General features: G+C 36.7%; 14 protein-coding genes. 6 read left to right on the top strand and 8 right to left on the bottom strand.

The features are described from left to right. Positions 1–1,962 (bottom strand): M1 family metallopeptidase, encoded by a 1,962-nt coding sequence (locus tag ICJ84_RS07845; protein WP_188215818.1) that lies wholly within the window; start codon positions 1,960–1,962, stop codon positions 1–3. 84 nt (positions 1,963–2,046) lie between these two features. Between ICJ84_RS07845 and recG the strand changes: the two genes are divergently transcribed. The 4 genes from recG to ICJ84_RS07865 all read left to right on the top strand — a co-directional run bounded on the left by recG (position 2,047) and on the right by ICJ84_RS07865 (position 7,760). After that, positions 2,047–4,149 (top strand): ATP-dependent DNA helicase RecG, encoded by a 2,103-nt coding sequence (gene recG / locus ICJ84_RS07850; RefSeq protein WP_188215819.1) that lies wholly within the window; start codon positions 2,047–2,049, stop codon positions 4,147–4,149. A 35-nt stretch (positions 4,150–4,184) separates the two neighbouring features. Further along, the gene (gene miaE, locus ICJ84_RS07855) at positions 4,185–4,766 is read left to right on the top strand and encodes a tRNA-(ms[2]io[6]A)-hydroxylase (protein WP_188215820.1); all 582 of its coding nucleotides are present in this window, start codon (positions 4,185–4,187) and stop codon (positions 4,764–4,766) included. 373 nt (positions 4,767–5,139) lie between these two features. Then, positions 5,140–7,305, top strand: coding sequence for an endonuclease MutS2 (locus ICJ84_RS07860; protein ID WP_188215821.1), 2,166 nt, complete (start codon positions 5,140–5,142; stop codon positions 7,303–7,305). A 35-nt stretch (positions 7,306–7,340) separates the two neighbouring features. Continuing rightward, positions 7,341–7,760, top strand: coding sequence for a thiol-disulfide oxidoreductase DCC family protein (locus tag ICJ84_RS07865; protein ID WP_188215822.1), 420 nt, complete (start codon positions 7,341–7,343; stop codon positions 7,758–7,760). Between the two features lie 2 nt (positions 7,761–7,762). Here the strand turns inward: ICJ84_RS07865 and ICJ84_RS07870 are convergent, their stop codons facing one another. The 4 genes from ICJ84_RS07870 to aroC all read right to left on the bottom strand — a co-directional run bounded on the left by ICJ84_RS07870 (position 7,763) and on the right by aroC (position 11,844). Then, on the bottom strand, positions 7,763–8,377 hold the full coding sequence (locus ICJ84_RS07870; RefSeq protein ID WP_188215823.1) for a YiiX/YebB-like N1pC/P60 family cysteine hydrolase: 615 nt from the start codon (positions 8,375–8,377) through the stop codon (positions 7,763–7,765). A gap of 21 nt (positions 8,378–8,398) precedes the next feature. Then, positions 8,399–9,217, bottom strand: coding sequence for a sulfurtransferase (locus tag ICJ84_RS07875; RefSeq protein WP_188215824.1), 819 nt, complete (start codon positions 9,215–9,217; stop codon positions 8,399–8,401). Positions 9,218–9,219: 2 nt separating this feature from the next. Further along, positions 9,220–10,542: a dicarboxylate/amino acid:cation symporter gene (locus tag ICJ84_RS07880; protein ID WP_188215825.1), complete on the bottom strand. Its 1,323-nt coding sequence runs from the start codon at positions 10,540–10,542 to the stop codon at positions 9,220–9,222. 237 nt (positions 10,543–10,779) lie between these two features. After that, positions 10,780–11,844 (bottom strand): chorismate synthase, encoded by a 1,065-nt coding sequence (gene aroC, locus ICJ84_RS07885; RefSeq protein ID WP_188215826.1) that lies wholly within the window; start codon positions 11,842–11,844, stop codon positions 10,780–10,782. Positions 11,845–12,124: 280 nt separating this feature from the next. On the opposite strand from aroC, the gene ICJ84_RS07890 reads away from it, so the two are divergent. After that, positions 12,125–12,970, top strand: coding sequence for a UDP-2,3-diacylglucosamine diphosphatase (locus tag ICJ84_RS07890; protein WP_188215827.1), 846 nt, complete (start codon positions 12,125–12,127; stop codon positions 12,968–12,970). 55 nt (positions 12,971–13,025) lie between these two features. Here ICJ84_RS07890 and ICJ84_RS07895 read toward each other — a convergent pair whose 3' ends face one another. Continuing rightward, on the bottom strand, positions 13,026–15,950 hold the full coding sequence (locus ICJ84_RS07895; RefSeq protein ID WP_188215828.1) for an FAD-binding and (Fe-S)-binding domain-containing protein: 2,925 nt from the start codon (positions 15,948–15,950) through the stop codon (positions 13,026–13,028). Between the two features lie 151 nt (positions 15,951–16,101). On the opposite strand from ICJ84_RS07895, the gene ICJ84_RS07900 reads away from it, so the two are divergent. Beyond that, positions 16,102–16,587 carry a hypothetical protein gene (locus tag ICJ84_RS07900; RefSeq protein WP_188215829.1) on the top strand — a complete coding sequence of 162 codons (486 nt, stop codon included), beginning with the start codon at positions 16,102–16,104 and terminating at the stop codon, positions 16,585–16,587. Between the two features lie 94 nt (positions 16,588–16,681). On the opposite strand, the gene bshA is transcribed toward ICJ84_RS07900, so the two are convergent. Together bshA and ICJ84_RS07910 are read right to left on the bottom strand one after the other, a co-directional pair. Further along, on the bottom strand, positions 16,682–17,818 hold the full coding sequence (gene bshA, locus ICJ84_RS07905; protein ID WP_188215830.1) for an N-acetyl-alpha-D-glucosaminyl L-malate synthase BshA: 1,137 nt from the start codon (positions 17,816–17,818) through the stop codon (positions 16,682–16,684). 21 nt (positions 17,819–17,839) lie between these two features. Further along, positions 17,840–20,758 carry a glycoside hydrolase family 3 N-terminal domain-containing protein gene (locus tag ICJ84_RS07910; RefSeq protein WP_188215831.1) on the bottom strand — a complete coding sequence of 973 codons (2,919 nt, stop codon included), beginning with the start codon at positions 20,756–20,758 and terminating at the stop codon, positions 17,840–17,842. Between the last annotated feature and the right edge of the window lie 33 nt (positions 20,759–20,791).

Genomic DNA, 20,791 nt, shown 5'->3' on the forward strand with positions numbered 1-20,791 from the left:
TTAATTTGGGTTTATGGCTTCTAACATGGATTTAGAAAATTTTGAAAATTGCCAGTTATGGTGTTTTGTACCTTCTTTTAAATTGTCTTTACATGTCTTATTACACGCCTGTATTTGTTTTAAATACATAAACGCATTCTGGCGGACATCAAAACTATATTTCGGCGAGGTATAATCGGTTAACTCTCTAAAATATTCAGACTTTTTCTCTGGCTCAAAGTTATCCGTAATTAAGGCTAAGGTTAACCAAAGGATTCGAACGTTTTTATCATGAAAGCCTATAATACCTTTGGTCTGATTTAAATATTTAAAGCGCTCCTGCGGAAAGTTTCGCCATAAGTTCATTAAAGCTGCTTCGATAGTCACATACGATTCATCTTGTAATAAAGATTCGTAATCCTGCTTTAATCGCTCAGGAATAATGGAGATTGATGTTGCAATGGCTTGACGCACTTTTACAGGGCTTTTAAAATTATCGGTTGTTATCTGATTTGGTATTTGTTCAATAACCTTTGCCTTGGCTTCATCTGAAATCCCTGAATTTAAATACGCTTTACATTTAGAAGTATACAATTCACAGTCGACCATAAGATACTCTTGAATAAACACCGATTGTTTTAAACTTTCTAACATCAAGTTATAATTTAAATCTTTGTTTTCCAACCAAAGCTTCACAAAATTGCTTAAATCCTGCTTACTCGTCTTTTTAACTTCTATAATAAAATTTTCTGTTTCTACATTTGTAAAGGCATAGATCTTCAAATAATTCTGTACCGCCTTTCTAAAAACCTCATCTCCAACCTGCTCACGAAGCAAATGCAAAACCCAGGCACCTTTTTTATAAAACGTGGTACTGCTGGATTTCGGATCTAATAATGCCGTACTTCCTCCCGATTTATCCTGCATATCCAACTCCTGCAGATACTCATATAACCGCCAGTAATAATAATTATCGCCAAATACATCACGTTCAGCTAACAAGGCATAGTATGTTGCAAAACCTTCCTGCAACCAGTGATGCGTTCCTGAAGTCTCGGTAACCAAATCGCCAAACCACTGATGTGCTAATTCGTGGGCATTTACATTTACATAATTCTTATCTACAAAAGCGGTATCGTTCACCACAAAAGCATCAGAAAAAATGGTAGCGCTTGTATTTTCCATGCCTGCGTACAGAAAGTCTTTCACCGGAATTTGTTTGTAATTTTGCCAAGGGTAAGGTACTCCAATTTCTTCTTCCAGAAAATCGAACATCTGTTTGGTGTGTCGATACGTTGGTTCAAATTTTAAGGAATCTTCAGGATAATAATACATTTCTAACGGAATGTTACTTTTTGAATACTCTATCTGCTTATCATATTTACCAATAGCTAAAGCCACAAGGTAACTCGCCATAGGTTTTTGCATATCGTAATGCCAAGTAATCGTGGAATCGTTTACTTGCTTATCAGTTAATTTTCCATTAGAGATGACCTCGAAATCCTTATTAAACGTGATGATTAGATCGAACTCAATTTTATCGTTCATATCATCAATACTCGGCAACCAGTTACTTGTATATTTCCCTTGCCCTTGCGTCCAAATTTGTTTGTTACCATCTTCATAATCCCAATCTATAAAATACAGGGCTTTCTTCGGTTGGGCTTCATACTGAAATGCTAACTCATAAGTTTTTCCTTTTTTAAATTGATACTTAACCCAGAGTCTTTTTGAATCATTTTTAAACTCCACAAAACTACCATTTAAAGTAACCTGAGAAAATTTCATATTAATGGCATCTAAAAAAATGGAATCTTTAGATTTTAAAATATCAAGTTTATAAAGTATCTGTCCTGATACAGTTTTCAATTCGGGAAGAAATGTCACAGATACATTTGCATTTTTAAAATCAACAAATTCAGTTTGTTGTGCAAATAAAAATCCTGTACAGAAAAAGAAAAGAGCAAGTAGGTTCAATTTCATATTTAAAATCTAACAAGTATCAAGCCAAAATACGTAAAATTTCTATTTTTTGAATTGCTTGAAAAGGTTTAAATTCGTCCTGTCATGGCAATAAATCTACAAACTCCTATCGATTATTTAAAAGGCGTTGGCTCGAGCAGGGCCGATTTGCTTCGTAAAGAGTTGGGGATTCATACCTATCAGGATTTAATGAATTTATTCCCAAATCGCTATATTGATCGTACCCAATATTACAAGATTAATGCATTACAACGCAACAATGCCGATGTACAGGTAATTGGGAAAATTGTTTCGTTTACCGAGGTTGGACAAAATCGGGGCAAGCGTTTGGTTGCTAAGTTTCAGGATGACACCGGAACTATGGAACTGGTTTGGTTTCGCGGACATAAATGGATAAAAGACAGTTTAAAACTGAACACGCCTTATGTGGCGTTTGGAAAAACCAATTGGTTTAACAGTACGTTCTCTATGCCGCATCCGGAGCTGGAACCTTTAGCCGAACACGAAAAAAATTTACGCTCAGCAATGCAAGCCGTTTATCCATCTACCGAAAAGTTATCGAATCGGGGAATTTCAAATCGGGTGTTGAGTAAAATGATTCAGCAATTATTTGTCGATGCCAACGGAAAATTCGACGAATCCCTTCCGGATTCCTTACGAAAAGAACTGAATCTCATCAGTAAAAGTGAAGCGCTTTTTAACATCCATTTTCCGAAGAGTCCGGAGTTGTTAACCAAGGCTCAATTCCGATTAAAATTTGAAGAACTTTTTTATATTCAGCTGCAGCTGATTATTAAAAATTTGGCTCATAAATCAAAAATTAAAGGCTTCCCTTTCGAACATATAGGCGAACATTTTAAAACTTTTTTTGAAGAACATTTACCCTTCGATTTAACCAATGCACAAAAACGTGTGCTGAAAGAAATTCGTGCCGATTTGGGAAGCAACGCTCAAATGAACCGACTTTTGCAAGGTGATGTAGGTTCCGGAAAGACCATAGTGGCCCTAATGTCCATGTTAATGGCACTTGACAACGGTTTCCAGGCTTGTTTAATGGCCCCGACTGAAATTTTGTCAGTCCAACACTATAACGGATTACTTGATCTATGTAAAGAACTGAAAATCAATATTAAATTATTAACTGGCTCAACAAAAACTTCAGAAAGAAGAGAAATTTTAGAATCATTAAAAAATGGGGATTTAAATATCATAATTGGTACCCATGCCCTACTTGAAGATAAGGTAGAATTCCACAATTTAGGGCTTGCCATCATCGATGAGCAACATCGTTTTGGTGTCGCTCAGCGAAGTAAATTATGGCATAAAAATTCTACTCCGCCACACATTTTAGTCATGACCGCCACCCCTATTCCGCGCACCCTGGCGATGTCGGTTTATGGGGATCTTGATATCTCAATTATTGACGAATTACCTGCGGGAAGAAAGCCTATTAAAACCGTACATCGTTACGACAAAAACAGACTCAATGTTTTTCGTTTTGTGAAAGATGAAATTGCAAAGGGCAGACAGGTTTATATAGTGTATCCGTTAATTCAGGAAAGTGAAAAAATGGATTACAAAGATTTGATGGATGGCTACGAAAGTATTACTCGCGATTTCCAGATGCCCGATTATCAAATTTCGATTGTTCATGGTAAAATGAAACCCGCCGATAAAGATTATGAGATGCAACGTTTTATAAAAGGTGAAACCCAGATTATGGTCGCTACAACGGTTATTGAAGTTGGTGTAAATGTTCCTAATGCTTCAGTTATGATTATTGAAAGTGCCGAACGTTTTGGATTATCGCAACTCCACCAGTTACGTGGTCGTGTGGGGCGTGGCGCCGAACAGAGTTATTGTATTTTAATGACCGGGCATAAACTGAGTAACGATAGCAAAACCCGATTGGAAACCATGGTTAAAACCAGTGATGGTTTTGAAATTGCCGAAGTCGATTTAAAACTTCGTGGCCCCGGTGATTTAATGGGAACACAACAAAGTGGTGTGCTTAACCTGAAGATTGCCGATATTGTAAAAGACAAGGATTTATTACAACATGCCCGCTACCACGCCAAAAAGATCCTTAACGAAGACCCTAAACTGGCTTCGACTGATAACGCAGTAGTTTTAGATACATACCGAAAGCTGAGTAAGTTTAAAAACATCTGGAATTATATTTCGTAGAAAACGGAAACCTTTATTTTTGCAAAAATTTAATTATGCTTCATTTACAACTGGAAACCGATCCGCGTTGGGCTAAACTTGCCGAATCAAACATAGAAGAAATCCTTACCGATCACGCCTGGTGCGAGCAAAAAGCGGCAACCAGTGCCATTACCTTAATTACTCAAAATCCGGAATATCCCGATATGGTCACCGAACTTCTTGAAATTGCTCGGGAAGAACTGGAGCATTTTCAAATGGTTCACGATATTATTAAAGCCCGTGGTTACGAACTAGGCCCCGAACGTAAAGATAGCTACGTTCACCAGCTTTTTAAATTTATGAATAAAGGTGGGAACCGTATTCAGCGTATGGTAGACAAACTACTTCTTTCAGCCATGATTGAAGCCAGAAGTTGTGAGCGTTTTAAATTATTATCAAACACTATTAAAGACAAAGAACTTTCCAAATTCTATTACGATTTAATGGTCAGTGAAGCGAGTCATTATACCACATTCATCACTTTCGCCAGAACATATGGAAAAGGCGTTAATGTTGAAAAACGCTGGAAAGAACTTGTTACCTTTGAAAGCGAAATTATTAAAAGCTACGGAACGGGCGATTCGTTACATGGGTAAGATGTAACAATCCAAGTACAAGAAACTGAAATATTTTAATTGATTTCGAGATAATCCACAGAGTAATTAAATATCGAAATATATTGGGGCAAAACAAAGCTCAACCTAACCATGTTGAGCTTTGCAAACTGTTCTATAGTTTGATGATTGATGACATTTTTTTAAAACTTCAATTCGTATGTTCAAACAACATCTTCATACTCAACTTTTCTCTAACAAGGTATTCACTATTTCAACACACAACTGTTATTCTTTTGTTAAAGAACAACTTACAAATGTTAATTAACATTTTTTGAGACAAGTAATTAGCACTTCAAATTTATTATGAGATTGCGTAACTTTGCGTCTTTCGTATTCACATTTAAGACAAAGAATGATTAACATTCACGACAAGACATTACAAGACTTAGAATTTCCAACCGTTTTACAACAAGTCAGCGAACATTGTATCACGCCACTTGGAAATGAAAGAGCTTTAGAAATAGCCCCTTACAGAAACAAAACAGAACTGTTAAACAGTTTGCAGTTAACTAACGAATATGTATCATCATTCGCCAACGATAACCGCATTCCCAACCACAGTTTCGAAACCATTTCGAAAGAAATCAAGCTTTTAAATATTGAAAACACCTTCTTAGAGGTTTTTAGTCTGAAGAAAATCGCGTCGATTTCAACCACCTCGAACGAGATAGTCTTATTCCTAAATAAGTTTGAAGAATACTATCCGAATCTTAACGAATACGCATCTCACATCGAAGTGACTAAAATTGTTATCGATAAGATTAATGCTATTATAGACCGTTTTGGCGATATAAAAGACAATGCCTCGGATACCCTTTACGAATTACGACAGTCTATTAACAAAGTAAAAGGCCAAATAAACAGCAGTTTCGTTACGGCTTTAAACACATACAATGGATTAGAATATTTAGACGACATTAGGGAGTCTGTTTTAGAAAACCGACGTGTATTGGCGGTGAAAGCCATGTACCGTCGAAAGGTAAAAGGGACTATTTTAGGAAGCAGCAAAACAGGTAGCATTGTATATATGGAGCCTGAAGCCACCCTGAAATATTCACGCGAACTGAATAATTTAGAATACGAAGAAAAGGAAGAAATCACACGTATTTTAAAAGAAGTTACCGAATATATTCGTCCGTTTAATGAATTGTTTGCCAAGTATCAGGAATTTTTAATAACGATCGATGTGATTTCGGCAAAAGCCAAATACGCACAATCTTTAAACGCCATACTTCCCGAAATTAGCGAAGATCGCAGCATGTTCTTACGTGAGGCATATCACCCTTTACTTTACCTAAATAATCTTAAAAAGAAAACGAAAACCTTCCCTCAAACTGTAGAATTAAAACAAGATAGTCGTATTATTGTTATTTCAGGACCTAATGCCGGAGGAAAAAGTATCACTTTAAAAACCGTTGGATTATTACAGGTCATGCTACAAAGTGGAATGCTTATTCCGGTTCATGAACGCAGTAAAGCCAGTCTGTTTGACCGGGTAATGAGTGATATTGGAGACAACCAGTCGATAGAAAATCATTTAAGTACGTATAGCTACCGATTAAAACAGATGAATTATTTCCTAAGGAAATGCAACAAAAACACTCTGTTTTTAATTGATGAGTTTGGTACGGGAAGTGACCCTGAATTAGGTGGTGCTCTGGCCGAAACATTTTTAGAGGAATTCTATCACCGTGAAGCTTTCGGAATTATTACCACGCATTATTCCAATTTAAAGATATTAGCCAACGAATTACCAAACATGCTAAATGCCAATATGCTTTTTGACGAGCGCACTTTAGAACCGCTTTTCAAATTAGTTATTGGTCAGGCCGGAAGTAGTTTTACGTTTGAAGTGGCTCAGAAAAACGGTATCCCTTTCGGGTTAATTAACCGTGCTAAGAAGAAAATTGAGCGCAGTAAAGTCCGTTTTGATGCCACGATAGCTAAACTTCAAAAAGAACGCTCTAAACTTGAAAAAACAGGCGAATCTTTAAAACTGAATGAGAAAAAGAAAATTGAAGAAGCCGATAAACTGGAAGAAATCAATAATCGTATTCAAAAGAAACTTGAAAGCTACCAGGAACTTTACGATAGCAACCAGCGTTTAATTTACATCGGACAAAAAGTTGATGATTTAGCCGACAAGTATTTCAACAACAAACAAAAACGTGCCTTAATGGACGAGTTATTCAAGTTGGTTCAGGTTGAAAATTCAAAACGTCAAAAAGTCACAAAAAAGGAAAAACAACAAATAAAAGCCAAAGAAAACAAGGTTAAAAAAGAAGTTGAGAAAAAGGTTGAAATGATTCGCGAAAAGAAAAAAGAAGCGAAACAGAAAGCTATTGAAGCTCCAAAGCCAAAACCTATTTTAACCATTGGCGATCGTGTACGCCTAGAAGACGGTCGTGCGATTGGAACTATTGATAAAATTGAGAAAAATAAAGCCGTAGTTAACTACGGTATTTTCACCACAAATGTAAGTTTAGACCAGTTAGAACTTGTTGAACGCATAAAGTAGTTCAATAAGTTTTATCTTTTTTATACCTTTAAAGCATGAAGGTCGCTATCCCAGAAAACAAACAACTCATTCTTTTCGATGGCGTTTGCAATTTGTGTAATTCCAGCGTAAAATTCATTATTAAACACGATAAGAAAAATAGATTCTTATTTACTGCGCTGCAAAGCGACATTGGAACACAAATTATAAAAGACTACAATATAGACACTTCAAAAACCGATTCCATTCTGCTTTACTCTCCTGAAAAAGGCATCACTTACAAATCTACAGCGGCTTTAAAAATCGCTTCGCATTTAAACTTTCCGATAAATATTCTATCGGCATTTCTAATTATACCGGCATTTATTAGAAACTGGGTTTATGATATGATTGCCAAAAACAGATACAAATGGTTTGGTAAAAAAGAATCGTGCATGGTTCCAACACCAGAACTGAAAAGTAAATTTTTGGAATAATCTTAAAGTATCCCTAAGATTTTAATCTTTTTTGAAAGCGACATTCCTCCGGGATTACAACCGGGCTGTCCTTCTGGGACTTCCATGTTCAGTTTCTTAAAATAATCTTCCCATACTTCAAAATACACATCAGAACCTAGGGCTTTATAAGTCATAGGAAAGAGTTTAAAAAATGGCTTGCCATTCGCATCTAAAAAGCAGTCGTAAATCAACTCAGAACAATAGTACTTATCATTATCGTATAAATAATTCACATCGTAAGGCTTCCCTAATTGCCTTTTTCCAAAATCGATAGCCTTTGGAATCAAGTTTTGATAACGTTTTTTTAATCGACCAACAAACATCGGTAAATCAGTTTTTGAAACAAAATCCTTGTAAGGAGTTAAAGCAACCTCTGTTCCTGCCGCTTCCAAAATAAAACGCTCATTACCCTGAATAACCACCATTCCCATATGATTAAAATCAAGACCTTTGTAGCCTTCAGTTACCTGTTTTATCGCATCACATAACGGCCCACAATCAATCGACTGAAAAATTAAATCGCCGTTTTGCAAGTCAATAGTTTGAGTATTTCCTTTGAAAAAAAATAGCAGTATTGGTAAGAATAAAAATCGCATCAGTTAATTTCTAATTACTTTTTAACTTTTGGTAAGACTTCCCCACTCGGTCCACGAACCATCGTAAACAGAGATATTCTTGTACCCACTAAGCTCTGCTCCTAAAGCCAAAACACAAGCAGTAATTCCTGAGCCACAAGAGAAAATAATAGGTTCATTCTTCTCGGCTAAATTAGAAAACATAGCTTCAATTTCGGTTGTTGGTTTTAATTCGCCATCCTGTAGTAAATCGGTAAACGGTAGATTTACCGAATTTGGAATGGTTCCCATACGCAATCCTTCACGAGGTTCTGGCTCTTCGCAATTGAAACGTTCTTGGGAACGTGCATCAATAATCGTATGGGTTTTGTTTGCTGACGCGTTTTTCATGTCCTCAAAGAACTTCATGCTTTCAGGATGTAATTCCGCTATAAAATCCCCAGCCTGTCCGGAATATGGTGTCATAGCTTCCGTTGGATAATTCACTTTGTTCCATGATGGAAATCCTCCACTTAAAACCGCCACATTATCATGTCCAAATGCTTTAAATAACCACCACACCCGAGCCGATGAATAAATGCCTTTGTCGTCGTAGACTACAATAGCGCTATTGTTGTTGATTCCTAAAGCTTGCGCTTCTCGTTCAAATTGTTCTGCTGAAGGAAACGTACTTGGGAATGTCGCACCAACTTCACTAAACTTATTTTTTATATCGAAAAATCTCGTATTTGGAATTTGCTCTTGAAAAGCATCGAAAGTCTTATTGATGGTTCCGTCTAAAATCACTAGATTTTCAGCATCTAAACGTTTATAAAGCCAATCGACTGTTACTGCTGACTCTTTTAAAACAAGTTTGGCCATACCTATGATTTCTTTAAATTATCGTCCCAGTTTTTCACACGAGGTTCGTGTAATTTACCTAAAGATTTAGCTACCAATACCGATACGGTTGCGTCACCGGTTACATTTACAACGGTTCTACACATATCTAGAGGTCGGTCTACCGCAAAAATAAGCGCTAATCCTATAGGCAATAATTCTGCTGGAAACCCGATGGATTCCAGTACAATAACCAACATTACCATTCCGGCACTTGGCACAGCTGCACTTCCTATAGATGCCAATAAGGCTGTTGCCACAATAACTAATTGATTAGAAAAGGTTAAACCTTCTGGCCATATAACTTGCATGATAAACACCGCAGCGATACCCTGATATAAACTGGTACCATCCATATTTACTGTGGCACCAACCGGCAATACAAAACCAGAAACTTCTTTGTCAACACCAAGATGCTCTTCTACTCGCTCCATAGTTACAGGTAAGGTTGCCGCACTAGAACTTGTTGAAAATGCTAAAAGTTGCGCTGGGCTAATTTGTTGTAAAAACCACAATGGTGATTTTTTAGCGTAAATACTTACCAATAACAAGTAGAACCCAATCATAATCATTAAACCACCAACTACGCAACCTGCATAGTATAATAGTTTAATTAATATCTCAATATCATCGAAAGCTATAATGACATTTGCCAACAATGCAAATACCGCATACGGGGCGAAAAGCATTATTAAATCCACCATTTTCATAACGACTTCATTCAGAGAATCAAAGAATTTAATGAGCGGTTTTGCCTTTTTTTCAGGAATTAACAACAGACAAATCCCCACAAACATAGCGAAGAAAATAACCTGTAACATAGAAGCTTCGGCAAACGATTGAAAAATATTACTCGGAAAAATATCGACTAAAGCCTGTAGTGGTCCTGCATCTTTTTGAGCGCTTGCTTTGGTTAGCTTATCAACTACACCTGCATCGTTTTCATATTTAGCCTTAATTTTTTCAATGGTATCCTGAGGCATTCCAACACCTGGTCTCACGGTATTTACAATACCTAAACCAATGATTATAGCTACTAAAGTGGTAAAAATATAAATACTAATGGTACGCAATCCCATTGATTTAATTTTGGAAATGTCTTTTAAATCTGAAATTCCTTTAATTAAAGACGCCAGGATTAACGGAACTGCAATTAACTTTAAAAGATTGATAAAGATGGTTCCGAAAGGCGCAACCCAGTCGGTTACAAACCCTTTTCCGCCATCAATACCGTTCATGATGAATCCGAAAATGATACCCAGAACCATACCTATTATAATCTTCCAGTGTAATGCTAGTTTTTTCATCTGTTGATGTTTATTTGTTTTTAATTGTCAGATGGAATGCCCTTAATTACCATATCGTTTATTTTGTTCTTATTATTAATGGGCATTTCATACTAAATAATTTCTTCTGTTTGGGATGAAGTTACTAAATATTATTAAAATGAATCGGAGCCATAGCCCCGATTGAAGTGATATCCTTTTTATGCCTTAAACAGAAAGGTTAAGGCGTAAAAAGATTTAACGGAAAGCGGGAAACAGCTACAAATGCAAAGCTCTGTTCTGTAACCAGAAATCAGCAATAACCAGTGCTGCCATGGCCTCTACAATAGGCACCGCACGTGGCACTACACAAGGATCGTGACGCCCTTTACCTTGCATTTCTACGGTGTTTCCGTCTTTATCTATAGTCTCGTATTTTTGAATAAGTGTTGCTACTGGTTTAAAAGCTACGTTGAAATAAATATCCATGCCGTTGCTTATACCACCTTGAATTCCACCTGAGTAGTTTGTTTTGGTCGATCCGTCGTTATTAAACGCATCGTTATGGTCGCTGCCGTACATGGTGCTCCCCTCGAAACCACTCCCATATTCGAAGCCTTTCACCGCATTGATAGATAGCATGGCTTTACCCAACTCGGCGTGTAATTTATCGAATACCGGTTCGCCTAAACCAACAGGCACATTTTTAATCACACAGGTTACAACACCGCCAACCGTATCTCCCTTTGAGCGCACATCTTTAATGTAAGACTCCATTTTTGCTGCCATATCGGCATCTGGGCATCTTACGATATTCGATTCTATTTGCGTTAAATCTAACTCGGTGTAGGGTTTATCTAATTTCATGGTTCCTACCGCCGATACGTAAGCCGTAAACTCGATGTCCTTCAGCATTTGTTTTGCTACAGCACCGGCAACTACGCGGCTTGCAGTTTCACGTGCCGAGCTACGTCCGCCTCCACGGTAGTCTCTAAATCCGTATTTTTTATCATAAACGTAATCGGCATGGCTTGGACGATAACTATCCTTGATATGCGAGTAATCATGAGATTTCTGATTGGTGTTTTCAATCACAAACCCAATGGATGTTCCCGTTGTTTTTCCTTCGAATATTCCGGAATGAAACTTTACGGTATCCGGCTCTTTACGCTGAGTTACAATTGCCGATTGTCCTGGCTTTCTACGATCTAATTCATTTTGAATTGCCTCTAAATCTAACTCAATTCCTGAAGGGCAACCATCGATAACCCCACCTAATGCAGGACCATGAGATTCGCCATAAGTTGATAGTGTAAACAGTTTTCCGAAGGAATTTCCCGCCATGTCTAAAAATTTTGTTTGCTAAAGTAAATTTATTCTGAGAGATACGAAAATGAAATTGCATGAAACACACACAAAAAGCAGGAATAACTGATAACACAACCTTAACAATAAACTGATATTTAAATAAATACCAGATAATGATTAGATAATATATGTTCCCGTATTTTACAATAAACTTCCTCGTTGTTAACATTAAAGGTATTAAAAGAAGCCTTTGTTCTATTTCGAGGCAAGCCTCGGAACATTTTAATCTCGATTATCGAGTAAATATTATAAACACTTGAAGATTAAACGAAAAATAGAAATCGCCGTAATATCAGATGTGCATTTGGGCACCTACGGCTGCCACGCCAAACAGCTGTTAACTTATTTGAACAGTATTAACCCTAAAACATTAATTTTAAACGGCGATATTATTGATGTCTGGCAATTTAGCAAGCGCTACTTCCCTAAATCGCACTTAAAAGTCATTAAAAAAATCATGGATATGGCGGCTGATGGTATCGAGATTATTTACATTACAGGTAATCACGACGAAATGCTTCGCAAATTTAGTGGCACAACCATTGGAAATATTTCTATTGTTGATAAACTAGTTATGGAACTAAATGGTAAAAAAGCATGGTTTTTTCACGGTGATGTGTTTGATGTTTCTATTCAAAATGCTAAGTGGCTAGCTAAACTTGGAGGTTATGGTTACGATTTGTTAACCCTACTAAACCGCGGAGTAAACTGGTATTTGGATAAACGTGGCAAAGAACGTTATTCGTTATCCAAAAAAGTTAAAAACGGTGTGAAAGGTGCTGTAAAATATATTGATGACTACGAAAAAACCATATCTGATTTAGCCATTGAAAATGGTTACGATTATGTGGTTTGCGGACATATTCATCAACCTAAAATGGAGTATATCGAGAATAAACACGGAAAAACTGTTTATCTTAATTCTGGTGATTGGGTTGAAAATTTTACCGCTCTGGAATACCAATTTAAGCGTTGGAAAATCTACAATTATAATAACGATAAACTGGCGCCCTTTTATCCTGACGAAGAGTTCGAAGACAAAGAAATTAAAGACTTAATTGCTGCTATTACGATTGTGGAACAGCAAAAAAAGAAATCTTAAGCTTTTAATAGAATTAAGACTTGATTTGGATGTCTAAAAAATCAAATATCCCTAATTAATCTAATAAAGCTTCCCTTAATATCGTTACAGGATGTTTGGCTTCGCGCTGCGTGCCATCTTTTATTTGATGCCTACAACTGGTTCCGTTAGCCGAAATAATAGTATCCCTTGGAGCCTTTCTTACTGCCGGGAACAGCGTTTGCTCACCAACTTTCATGCTTACTTCATAGTGCTCCTTCTCGTAACCGAAACTACCTGCCATACCACAACAACCGCTTGGAATAATAGTTACTTTATAGTTTTTAGGTAGATTCAGCACATCGAAACTTGGCAATTGATTTCCTAATGACTTTTGATGACAATGGCCGTGAAATTTAATGGTTTTAGCTTCTAAAGTAAACTGTTCCGGTTTTATATTCCCTAGTTTAATTTCCTGCTGAATAAATTCTTCTATTAAAAACACATGTTTTGAAATATATTCTGCCGACGTTTTATCCTCAGCCAGCTTTAAATATTCATCTTTAAAACTTAAAATTGCCGAAGGTTCAATACCTATAAGAGGTGTTTCAGCTGAAACTAAACCCTTAAAAATTGAAACGTTTTTATTTGCTACGGTTTTAGCTTGTTCTAACAAACCTTTTGATAAAAAGGTACGTCCGGATTCGGCGTGCTTAATAACTTTTATTTCATAATTAAGCCTCGTTAGAAGTTCGAATGCATCAATACCTATAGGCGTGTCGAGATAATTCAAAAACTCATCGTTAAACAAATAAACCGTTTTTATAGGTTTACTGACATATGTTTTTTCATCAAGGACTTTAAAGGCTTTATCAAAACTTTTCCTAGATATTAAAGGGAACTGACGCTCTTTAGCAATACCAAACGTTTTCTTTAGCAACGTAGATGTAACCCCGTTTGAAAACATAAAATTTGTAAGTCCTGGAAATTTACTTCCAAATCGATTTAAAGTATTATTATAAGCAAACATCTTGGTTCGCCATGACACACCATTTGCTTTTTGATATTGATATTGAAATTCTGCTTTTAAGGTTGCTACGTCCACACTACTCGGGCATTCGCTGGCACAGGCCTTACAACTCAAACACAAATCGAAAACAGTTTTTAACTCTTCGTAGTCAAATTTATTTTCCTTTTCGGAATTCGTTAAAAACTCCCGCAACGCATTAGCTCGCGCTCTGGTGGTATCTTTTTCATGGCGTGTGGCTCGGTAACTAGGGCACATCACCCCACCAAACTCAGGTGGCTTTCTACAATCACCTGAACCATTACATTTTTCGGTTTCCCGAAGAATACCTAAAGACGATGAAAAATCCATCATCGTATTTATTTTCGGTTCTTTGCGATCGGGTTGATATCGCAGACTTTCATCCATTGGTAACGCATCAACAATCTTTCCGGGATTAAAAATGTTATCAGGATCGAAAGCTTCTTTTACACGTTTTAATATCTGGTAATTAATATCTCCGATCATTAACGGAATAAATTCGCCACGCACAATACCATCTCCATGTTCTCCACTCATAGACCCGCCGTATTTCTTTACTAAATGTGCGACATCGGTCGTGATTTTTCGGAACAGTCCAACATCTTCCGCTGTTTTTAAATTGAGAATAGGACGCAAATGCAACTCCCCCGCACCGGCATGCGCATAATAAATGGCTTCCTGATTATAGCTTTTCATTAAAGCAGTAAACTCGGAAATGTAGTTAGCTAAATCGGGTAAAGCTACGGCAGTATCTTCAATACAAGCTGCCGATTTTTTATCGCCAACAATATTCCCCAGCAATCCCAAACCAGCACAGCGTAAAGTATTCGCTTTATTAATATCTTCACCAACCAATTTTGGATACGCATAACTTAAGCCTGAAGCCTCAATAGTAGCTTCTAACTTGTCGGCTAAAACATCAACTTCTGCTTTTGTATTCGCTCGAACTTCACACATTAAAATAGCCTTCGGATCACCTTCAATAAATCGACGGTTTTCCTGCTGGGTTCGGTTGTTCTTTGTACAATCTAAAATGATTTTATCCATCATTTCGCAGGTATACAAGTTATGAGCCATAGTTAACTCAACCGCATTTAAACAGCTTTCAATACTATCAAAATGAGCTGCAATCATAATGCTTTCCTGTGGTGGCAAGTCGTCTAACTGCAATGTAATCTGGGTTGAAAACGCAAGTGTTCCTTCGCTACCTGCCAGCAACTGGCACATATTGAAGTTAGCTTCAGAATCACTAAAAATATTCGATTTGATTAACTCATCTATCGCATAACCCGTATTTCGTCGGTGAATCTCTGGTTTGGGAAATTTATCTTTAATTTCCACCTGTACACCTTTAGAATTCAAAGCACCAAAAATACTACGGTAAATATGGCCTTCTAAGCTATGTTCTTTTGCTTTTTTATGAAAATCTTCAGGAGTTACTTCATAAAAAACAGCCTCACTTCCATCGCTTAAAACAGCTTGTACTTCAATAACTTTATCGCGGGTAACACCATATTGAATAGAGGTTGTCCCTGAAGAGTTATTCCCAACCATACCACCAATCATGGCGCGATTGGAAGTCGATGTTACCGGACTAAAAAACAATCCGAAAGGTTTTAAATAATTATTCAGTTCATCGCGAATCACACCAGGTTGAACAGTAACTGTTTTAGTTTTTTCATTGAAATCTAAAATCTTTGTAAAATACCGGGATACATCTACAACAATGCCTTTTCCAACACATTGACCGGCCAGTGAAGTTCCGGCTGTTCTGGGAATTAAAGACGTGTTATGAACCTTAGCAAATTCTATAAGCAACTTGATATCCTCCTTATTTTTCGGATAAGCAACGGCCTCAGGTAACATGCGGTATACAGAAGCATCGGTAGCATAAATAGCTTTTATTAAATCATCAGCATATAATTCGCCAGATAAGGTTTTGCTTAGTGTCTGTAAATGTGCATTTAAGGTCATTTGCTAAGTTACGTTTTCAACAATTTCTAAAAAAGATAAATATAATTACAAATTTCATCATATTTTTACAATTAGTTGTGGAGTACGAAAATTATAATCTTTTTATTCAAAAACTTCGTATATTCATGTAATAAACAAAACTTAAAACTTTATGAAAAAATTATTTTTATTAGCATTTGCAGTATTAGGATTTGTATTTGTCTCAAATGCACAGGACATTTCAAAACACGCCTTAGGTTTAAGACTTGGTGACAGTGATGGCTTTGGAGCCGAAATCTCTTACCAACATGCTCTTGGTACTGCTAACCGTTTAGAAGCAGACTTAGGATGGAGAAGCGGAAACAACTGGGATGGTTTTAAACTTACCGGTTTATACCAATGGGTATTTCCTTTAGAAAACCGTTTTAACTGGTATGTTGGTGCTGGTGGAGGTTTAGGATCTTACAGTTGGGACAATCATCCTGAATTTAACGATGATAGTGAAACCTTTATTTTTATTGCAGGTGACTTAGGTATTGAATACAATTTTGATATCCCATTAATGTTATCGTTAGATTTCAGACCTGAATTAGGTTTTGGAGATTTTAGTGATGACTTAGATTTTGATATCGCCTTAGGTATTAGATACCAATTCTAATCGAAAGAATATATATAAAAAAAAAGCGTCAATTATGGCGCTTTTTTTTATATAAATATATTTGGTGGATACCGTTATAACTTCATCCTAAAAACTACAATACCAAACATTTTGCTAAGGTATCTTCATAAATCTTTTCGTATTGCGGTACAATAGTATGTACATCAAATTTTAAAGCTGTTTGTCGTGCATTTTCTTTAAAGGTTTTTAAACGATCGTCATCACCTAAAATGTAAAGTGCATTTTTAGTCATATCGGCAATATCGCCTACGTCACTTAAAAAACCTGAAACACCGTGAATGTTTACTTCCGGAATTCCTCCAGTATTACTTGAAATTACAGGAACACTAGAGGCCATTGCTTCTAAAGCTGCCAGACCAAAACTTTCTGATTGTGAAGGCAATAAAAACAGATCACTAAAACATAAAATTTTATCAATCTCATTACTTTTTCCTAAAAAAGCGACCTTATTATAAATGCCTAATTCCATGCATCGCGCTTCTATTCTTTCACGCTCAGGCCCTTCTCCAACCAACATTAACTTGGCCGGCATTTCCTTTTGAATATTATAAAAGACTTCAATAACATCTTCAACACGTTTTACCGGACGTAAATTACTTATATGAGTGATGATTCGTTCGTTTTCCTTTGCCATTAAAGAACGCTGACAATCAGTAAACTTACAATCATGTTTATCCAAATCGATAAAGTTAGATACCACATTAATTTCGTTCTTAATATCAAATAAGCGTAAGGTATCATCCTTTAAACTTTGTGATACAGCAGTTACCGCATCAGACTTATTGATGCTGAAGGTTACCGCTGGTCTGTAAAATGGATGACTTCCTACTAAGGTAATATCAGTACCATGTAACGTAGTAACAATAGGCACATAAATATTTTCCTCAATAAGCATTTTTTTCGCCATATACGCTGCATACGCATGCGGAATAGCGTAATGCACATGTAAAATTTCGATACCGTGTAATTTCACCATATCCACCAGTTTACTCGATAAAGCTAACTCGTAAGGCTGATAGTGAAATAATGGATATTCTGGCACATTCACTTCGTGATAATGCACATTATTACTCACCAACTCCAACCTAACCGGCTGATTATAAGTGATAAAATGAATTTCATGACCACGTTTAGAAAGTTCTAAACCTAATTCTGTAGCTACTACACCGCTACCTCCAAACGTTGGGTAACAAACAATACCTATTTTCATCTTTTATTATAACTGCTTTCTTTAATCGATAATGGCTTGATATATTAAGCTTTGAATATCGGTTCTAATATTTTCTTTTAACAACAGATTATGATCTGCACTCGGGTAAGTTCTATTCGCCAAAAATACGTAAACTATTTCTTTTTCCGGGTCTGCCCAGGCATAAGTTCCGGTAAACCCTGAATGTCCAAAACTCGATAAAGACACACAACCGCAAGTTGGCCCTTCACCACTTAGTTGTGGTTTATCGAAACCAACACCTCGCCTGTTATCTTTCGAACTGTAATAACTCGTATTAAATCGATCTACTGTTTCTGACATTAAAAATTGTTTTCCGCCATAATACCCCTTTTGCAAATACATTTGCATAATCTTGGCTACATCGTTAGCATTACTAAAAATTCCGGCATGACCTCCAATACCATTTTGCATCGCCGCCCCCATATCGTGAACATAACCTTGTACTTCTCTGTATCGGTAATAATTATCGACCTCGGTCGGAACAATCTTTTTATTACTGATTTTATGATACGGATTATACAAGGTATTATTCGCGCCTAAAGGCTCATAAAAATGACTTTGTACTAACTGCTCCAAGGTTCTGTCGTAATAAGTCTCAATAAATTTCTTTAAAATGTAATAAGGAAAGTCACTATAACGATATTTTAACTTTGGAAGTAATTCTGACTCTCTAATAATCTTTTGAATGGTATCTGGATAATCAGATCGTAAATACATATTTTTAGCGACCTCAACATCAAATTCCTTACTACGTTCCGTTCTGTAATAAGCATCACTTGGACGTTTAGTAACTGAGTCTAAAGTATTATAATAAAACGGCTCCCAAGGGCGCAGTCTCGCATAATGCGATAACATTTGCTTTATGGTAATATGCTCTTTATTCGATCCTTTATATTTTGGCAGTAATTCTCCCAGTTCAGAATCTAATGAAATAATCCCCTCCTGCTCCATTTCCATCACCAAGGGTAAGGTTGCTAATATCTTTGTTAGTGAAGCGACATCGTAAATATCGTCCCAAGCCACTTTTTCTTTTCCGCCGTAGGTGTGCTTTCCAAAATTCTTATTGTAAATTACCTTTCCTTTTCTGGCTACCAACAACTGAATACCAGGTGTCATTTTTCCGTTTATAGCTTTAAGCGCTATGGAATCTATTTTATTTAATTTATCTGAATCCACACCTACACGTTCCGGAATCGTATACCCCAGACGCTTAATTGCATGCCTGTGAACACCATGACCAACAGGAAAGGTTTGTCCAATAGATACCGGCAACACACCAACCGCATCAATAGCTCCGAAAATGAGTTGTGCCGATTTTTGTTGTGCAATTTCACTGTTCTGATAACTCACAATAATGCTTTCAATATTGGTAATGGACTTTAAACTCGACAACGCATAAGGCTTAACAAACGCATCTAAAATTACACTATGCGATTTCGATATGCTATCAATCCAATTCAATTCATCTTCACTAAACTCATAACTTTTCCAGGGATTAGCATTCGAGCGGTGAAAGCCAATAATAACCGTATTATAATCCTGTAACTTAGCGGTTAATTCATCTAAAGTAGGCGCTTCAATATGATGTACTTTGGTGTACTTTTTTAGCTCATTAAAAAACGGCGTTCCGTCATCATCCCCTAAACCTACATAAGCAATGGTTTTAGTTTCTAATTGCTGAATTGGCAGTAAGTCTCTTTCGTTTTGAATGATCGTTATGGCATTTTCCAAAAGCTCTTCGTAAAGCATATCATCTTTAAGCCGGTTTAAGTCTTCAACCAAATGGTTAATCGCGATAGGTTTGTATTTGTTCAATCCTACTTTATATTTCGCCATCAACACTTTTTTTACCGAATACGCCAAGCGCTCTTCTGAAATCTCTCCTGCATAATACGCCTCAGTAAGTTTAGAAACCCCAATACCGACATCTTCCGACATTAACATGACATCGTTACCCGCTTTAAAAGCAGCCAAATCGATATCACCTGTTTCACTGAAATTAGCAGCACCTTTCATAGTCAAGGCATCGGTAAACGTTAAGCCTTGAAACTGTAACCTTTCTTTTAAAATATCTGTAACAATATGTTTTGATAATGACGACGGATAGCCTTCGCGAGGTTCTAAACTAGGCACATTTAAATGCGCCACCATAACACTGGACAATCCTTCTTTTATTAGTTTTTTATACGGATACAATTCGATGGAATCGATACGTTTTTCATCAAAACTAACCGTTGGAAGTGTTTTATGAGAATCCTGATCGGTATCGCCATGTCCAGGAAAATGCTTGGCATTAGCCAAAACACCTGCGCTTTGCATCCCTTTCATAAAGGCTAAAGCTTTTTCAGTAACATTATCGCGATCTTCTCCAAACGAACGATTTCCGATAATAGGATTTTTAGGATTTGTATTAATGTCGACCACCGGAGCAAAATTAAAATGCACACCTAAACGCTTACAATGTTCGCCGACTTGTCTTCCGGTTTGCTCAACCAGTTTGTTGTCCTTTATCGCTCCAAGCGTCATGTTCCAAGGAAAGGCATACGTCGAATCTAATCGCATACTCAAACCCCATTCGGCATCCATGCCAACCAATAATGGAACTTTAGACAAGGCTTGCAATTCGTTATCTAATTTGGCTTGACGTACAGGCCCACCTAAAGAATAGATAATCCCCCCAATCTGATAGTCTTTAATCAAATCAACGATTTTATTTTTAGTTGCCTGATCCTGGTTAGACATGACCTGAACCATATACAACTGTCCTATTTTTTCTTTTAAAGACAAGGTATTATAAACACTGTCAACCCATTTTTGCTGTGCTACAGCATCACTTGTTATTAGCGGATTTACAGTACTTTGAGCAAAAACAGCTGTGGTAATAAGGAGGGTATTAATTATAAAAAAGATTTGACGCATAAAGAGGATTAATTTAGACCGTTATTAATTGTA

It is taken from the genome of Aestuariibaculum suncheonense, from assembly GCF_014596935.1.
Taxonomy (GTDB): Bacteria; Bacteroidota; Bacteroidia; order Flavobacteriales; family Flavobacteriaceae; genus Aestuariibaculum; species Aestuariibaculum suncheonense.

What these genes read in the sequence shown, in the direction of transcription:
- ICJ84_RS07845 (WP_188215818.1), bottom strand. Translation starts at nt 1,962, where the DNA reads ATGAAATTGAACCTACTTGCTCTTTTCTTTTTCTGTACAGGATTTTTA.
- recG (WP_188215819.1), top strand. Translation starts at nt 2,047, where the DNA reads ATGGCAATAAATCTACAAACTCCTATCGATTATTTAAAAGGCGTTGGC.
- miaE (WP_188215820.1), top strand. Translation starts at nt 4,185, where the DNA reads ATGCTTCATTTACAACTGGAAACCGATCCGCGTTGGGCTAAACTTGCC.
- ICJ84_RS07860 (WP_188215821.1), top strand. Translation starts at nt 5,140, where the DNA reads ATGATTAACATTCACGACAAGACATTACAAGACTTAGAATTTCCAACC.
- ICJ84_RS07865 (WP_188215822.1), top strand. Translation starts at nt 7,341, where the DNA reads ATGAAGGTCGCTATCCCAGAAAACAAACAACTCATTCTTTTCGATGGC.
- ICJ84_RS07870 (WP_188215823.1), bottom strand. Translation starts at nt 8,377, where the DNA reads ATGCGATTTTTATTCTTACCAATACTGCTATTTTTTTTCAAAGGAAAT.
- ICJ84_RS07875 (WP_188215824.1), bottom strand. Translation starts at nt 9,217, where the DNA reads ATGGCCAAACTTGTTTTAAAAGAGTCAGCAGTAACAGTCGATTGGCTT.
- ICJ84_RS07880 (WP_188215825.1), bottom strand. Translation starts at nt 10,542, where the DNA reads ATGAAAAAACTAGCATTACACTGGAAGATTATAATAGGTATGGTTCTG.
- aroC (WP_188215826.1), bottom strand. Translation starts at nt 11,844, where the DNA reads ATGGCGGGAAATTCCTTCGGAAAACTGTTTACACTATCAACTTATGGC.
- ICJ84_RS07895 (WP_188215828.1), bottom strand. Translation starts at nt 15,950, where the DNA reads ATGACCTTAAATGCACATTTACAGACACTAAGCAAAACCTTATCTGGC.
- ICJ84_RS07900 (WP_188215829.1), top strand. Translation starts at nt 16,102, where the DNA reads ATGAAAAAATTATTTTTATTAGCATTTGCAGTATTAGGATTTGTATTT.
- bshA (WP_188215830.1), bottom strand. Translation starts at nt 17,818, where the DNA reads ATGAAAATAGGTATTGTTTGTTACCCAACGTTTGGAGGTAGCGGTGTA.
- ICJ84_RS07910 (WP_188215831.1), bottom strand. Translation starts at nt 20,758, where the DNA reads ATGCGTCAAATCTTTTTTATAATTAATACCCTCCTTATTACCACAGCT.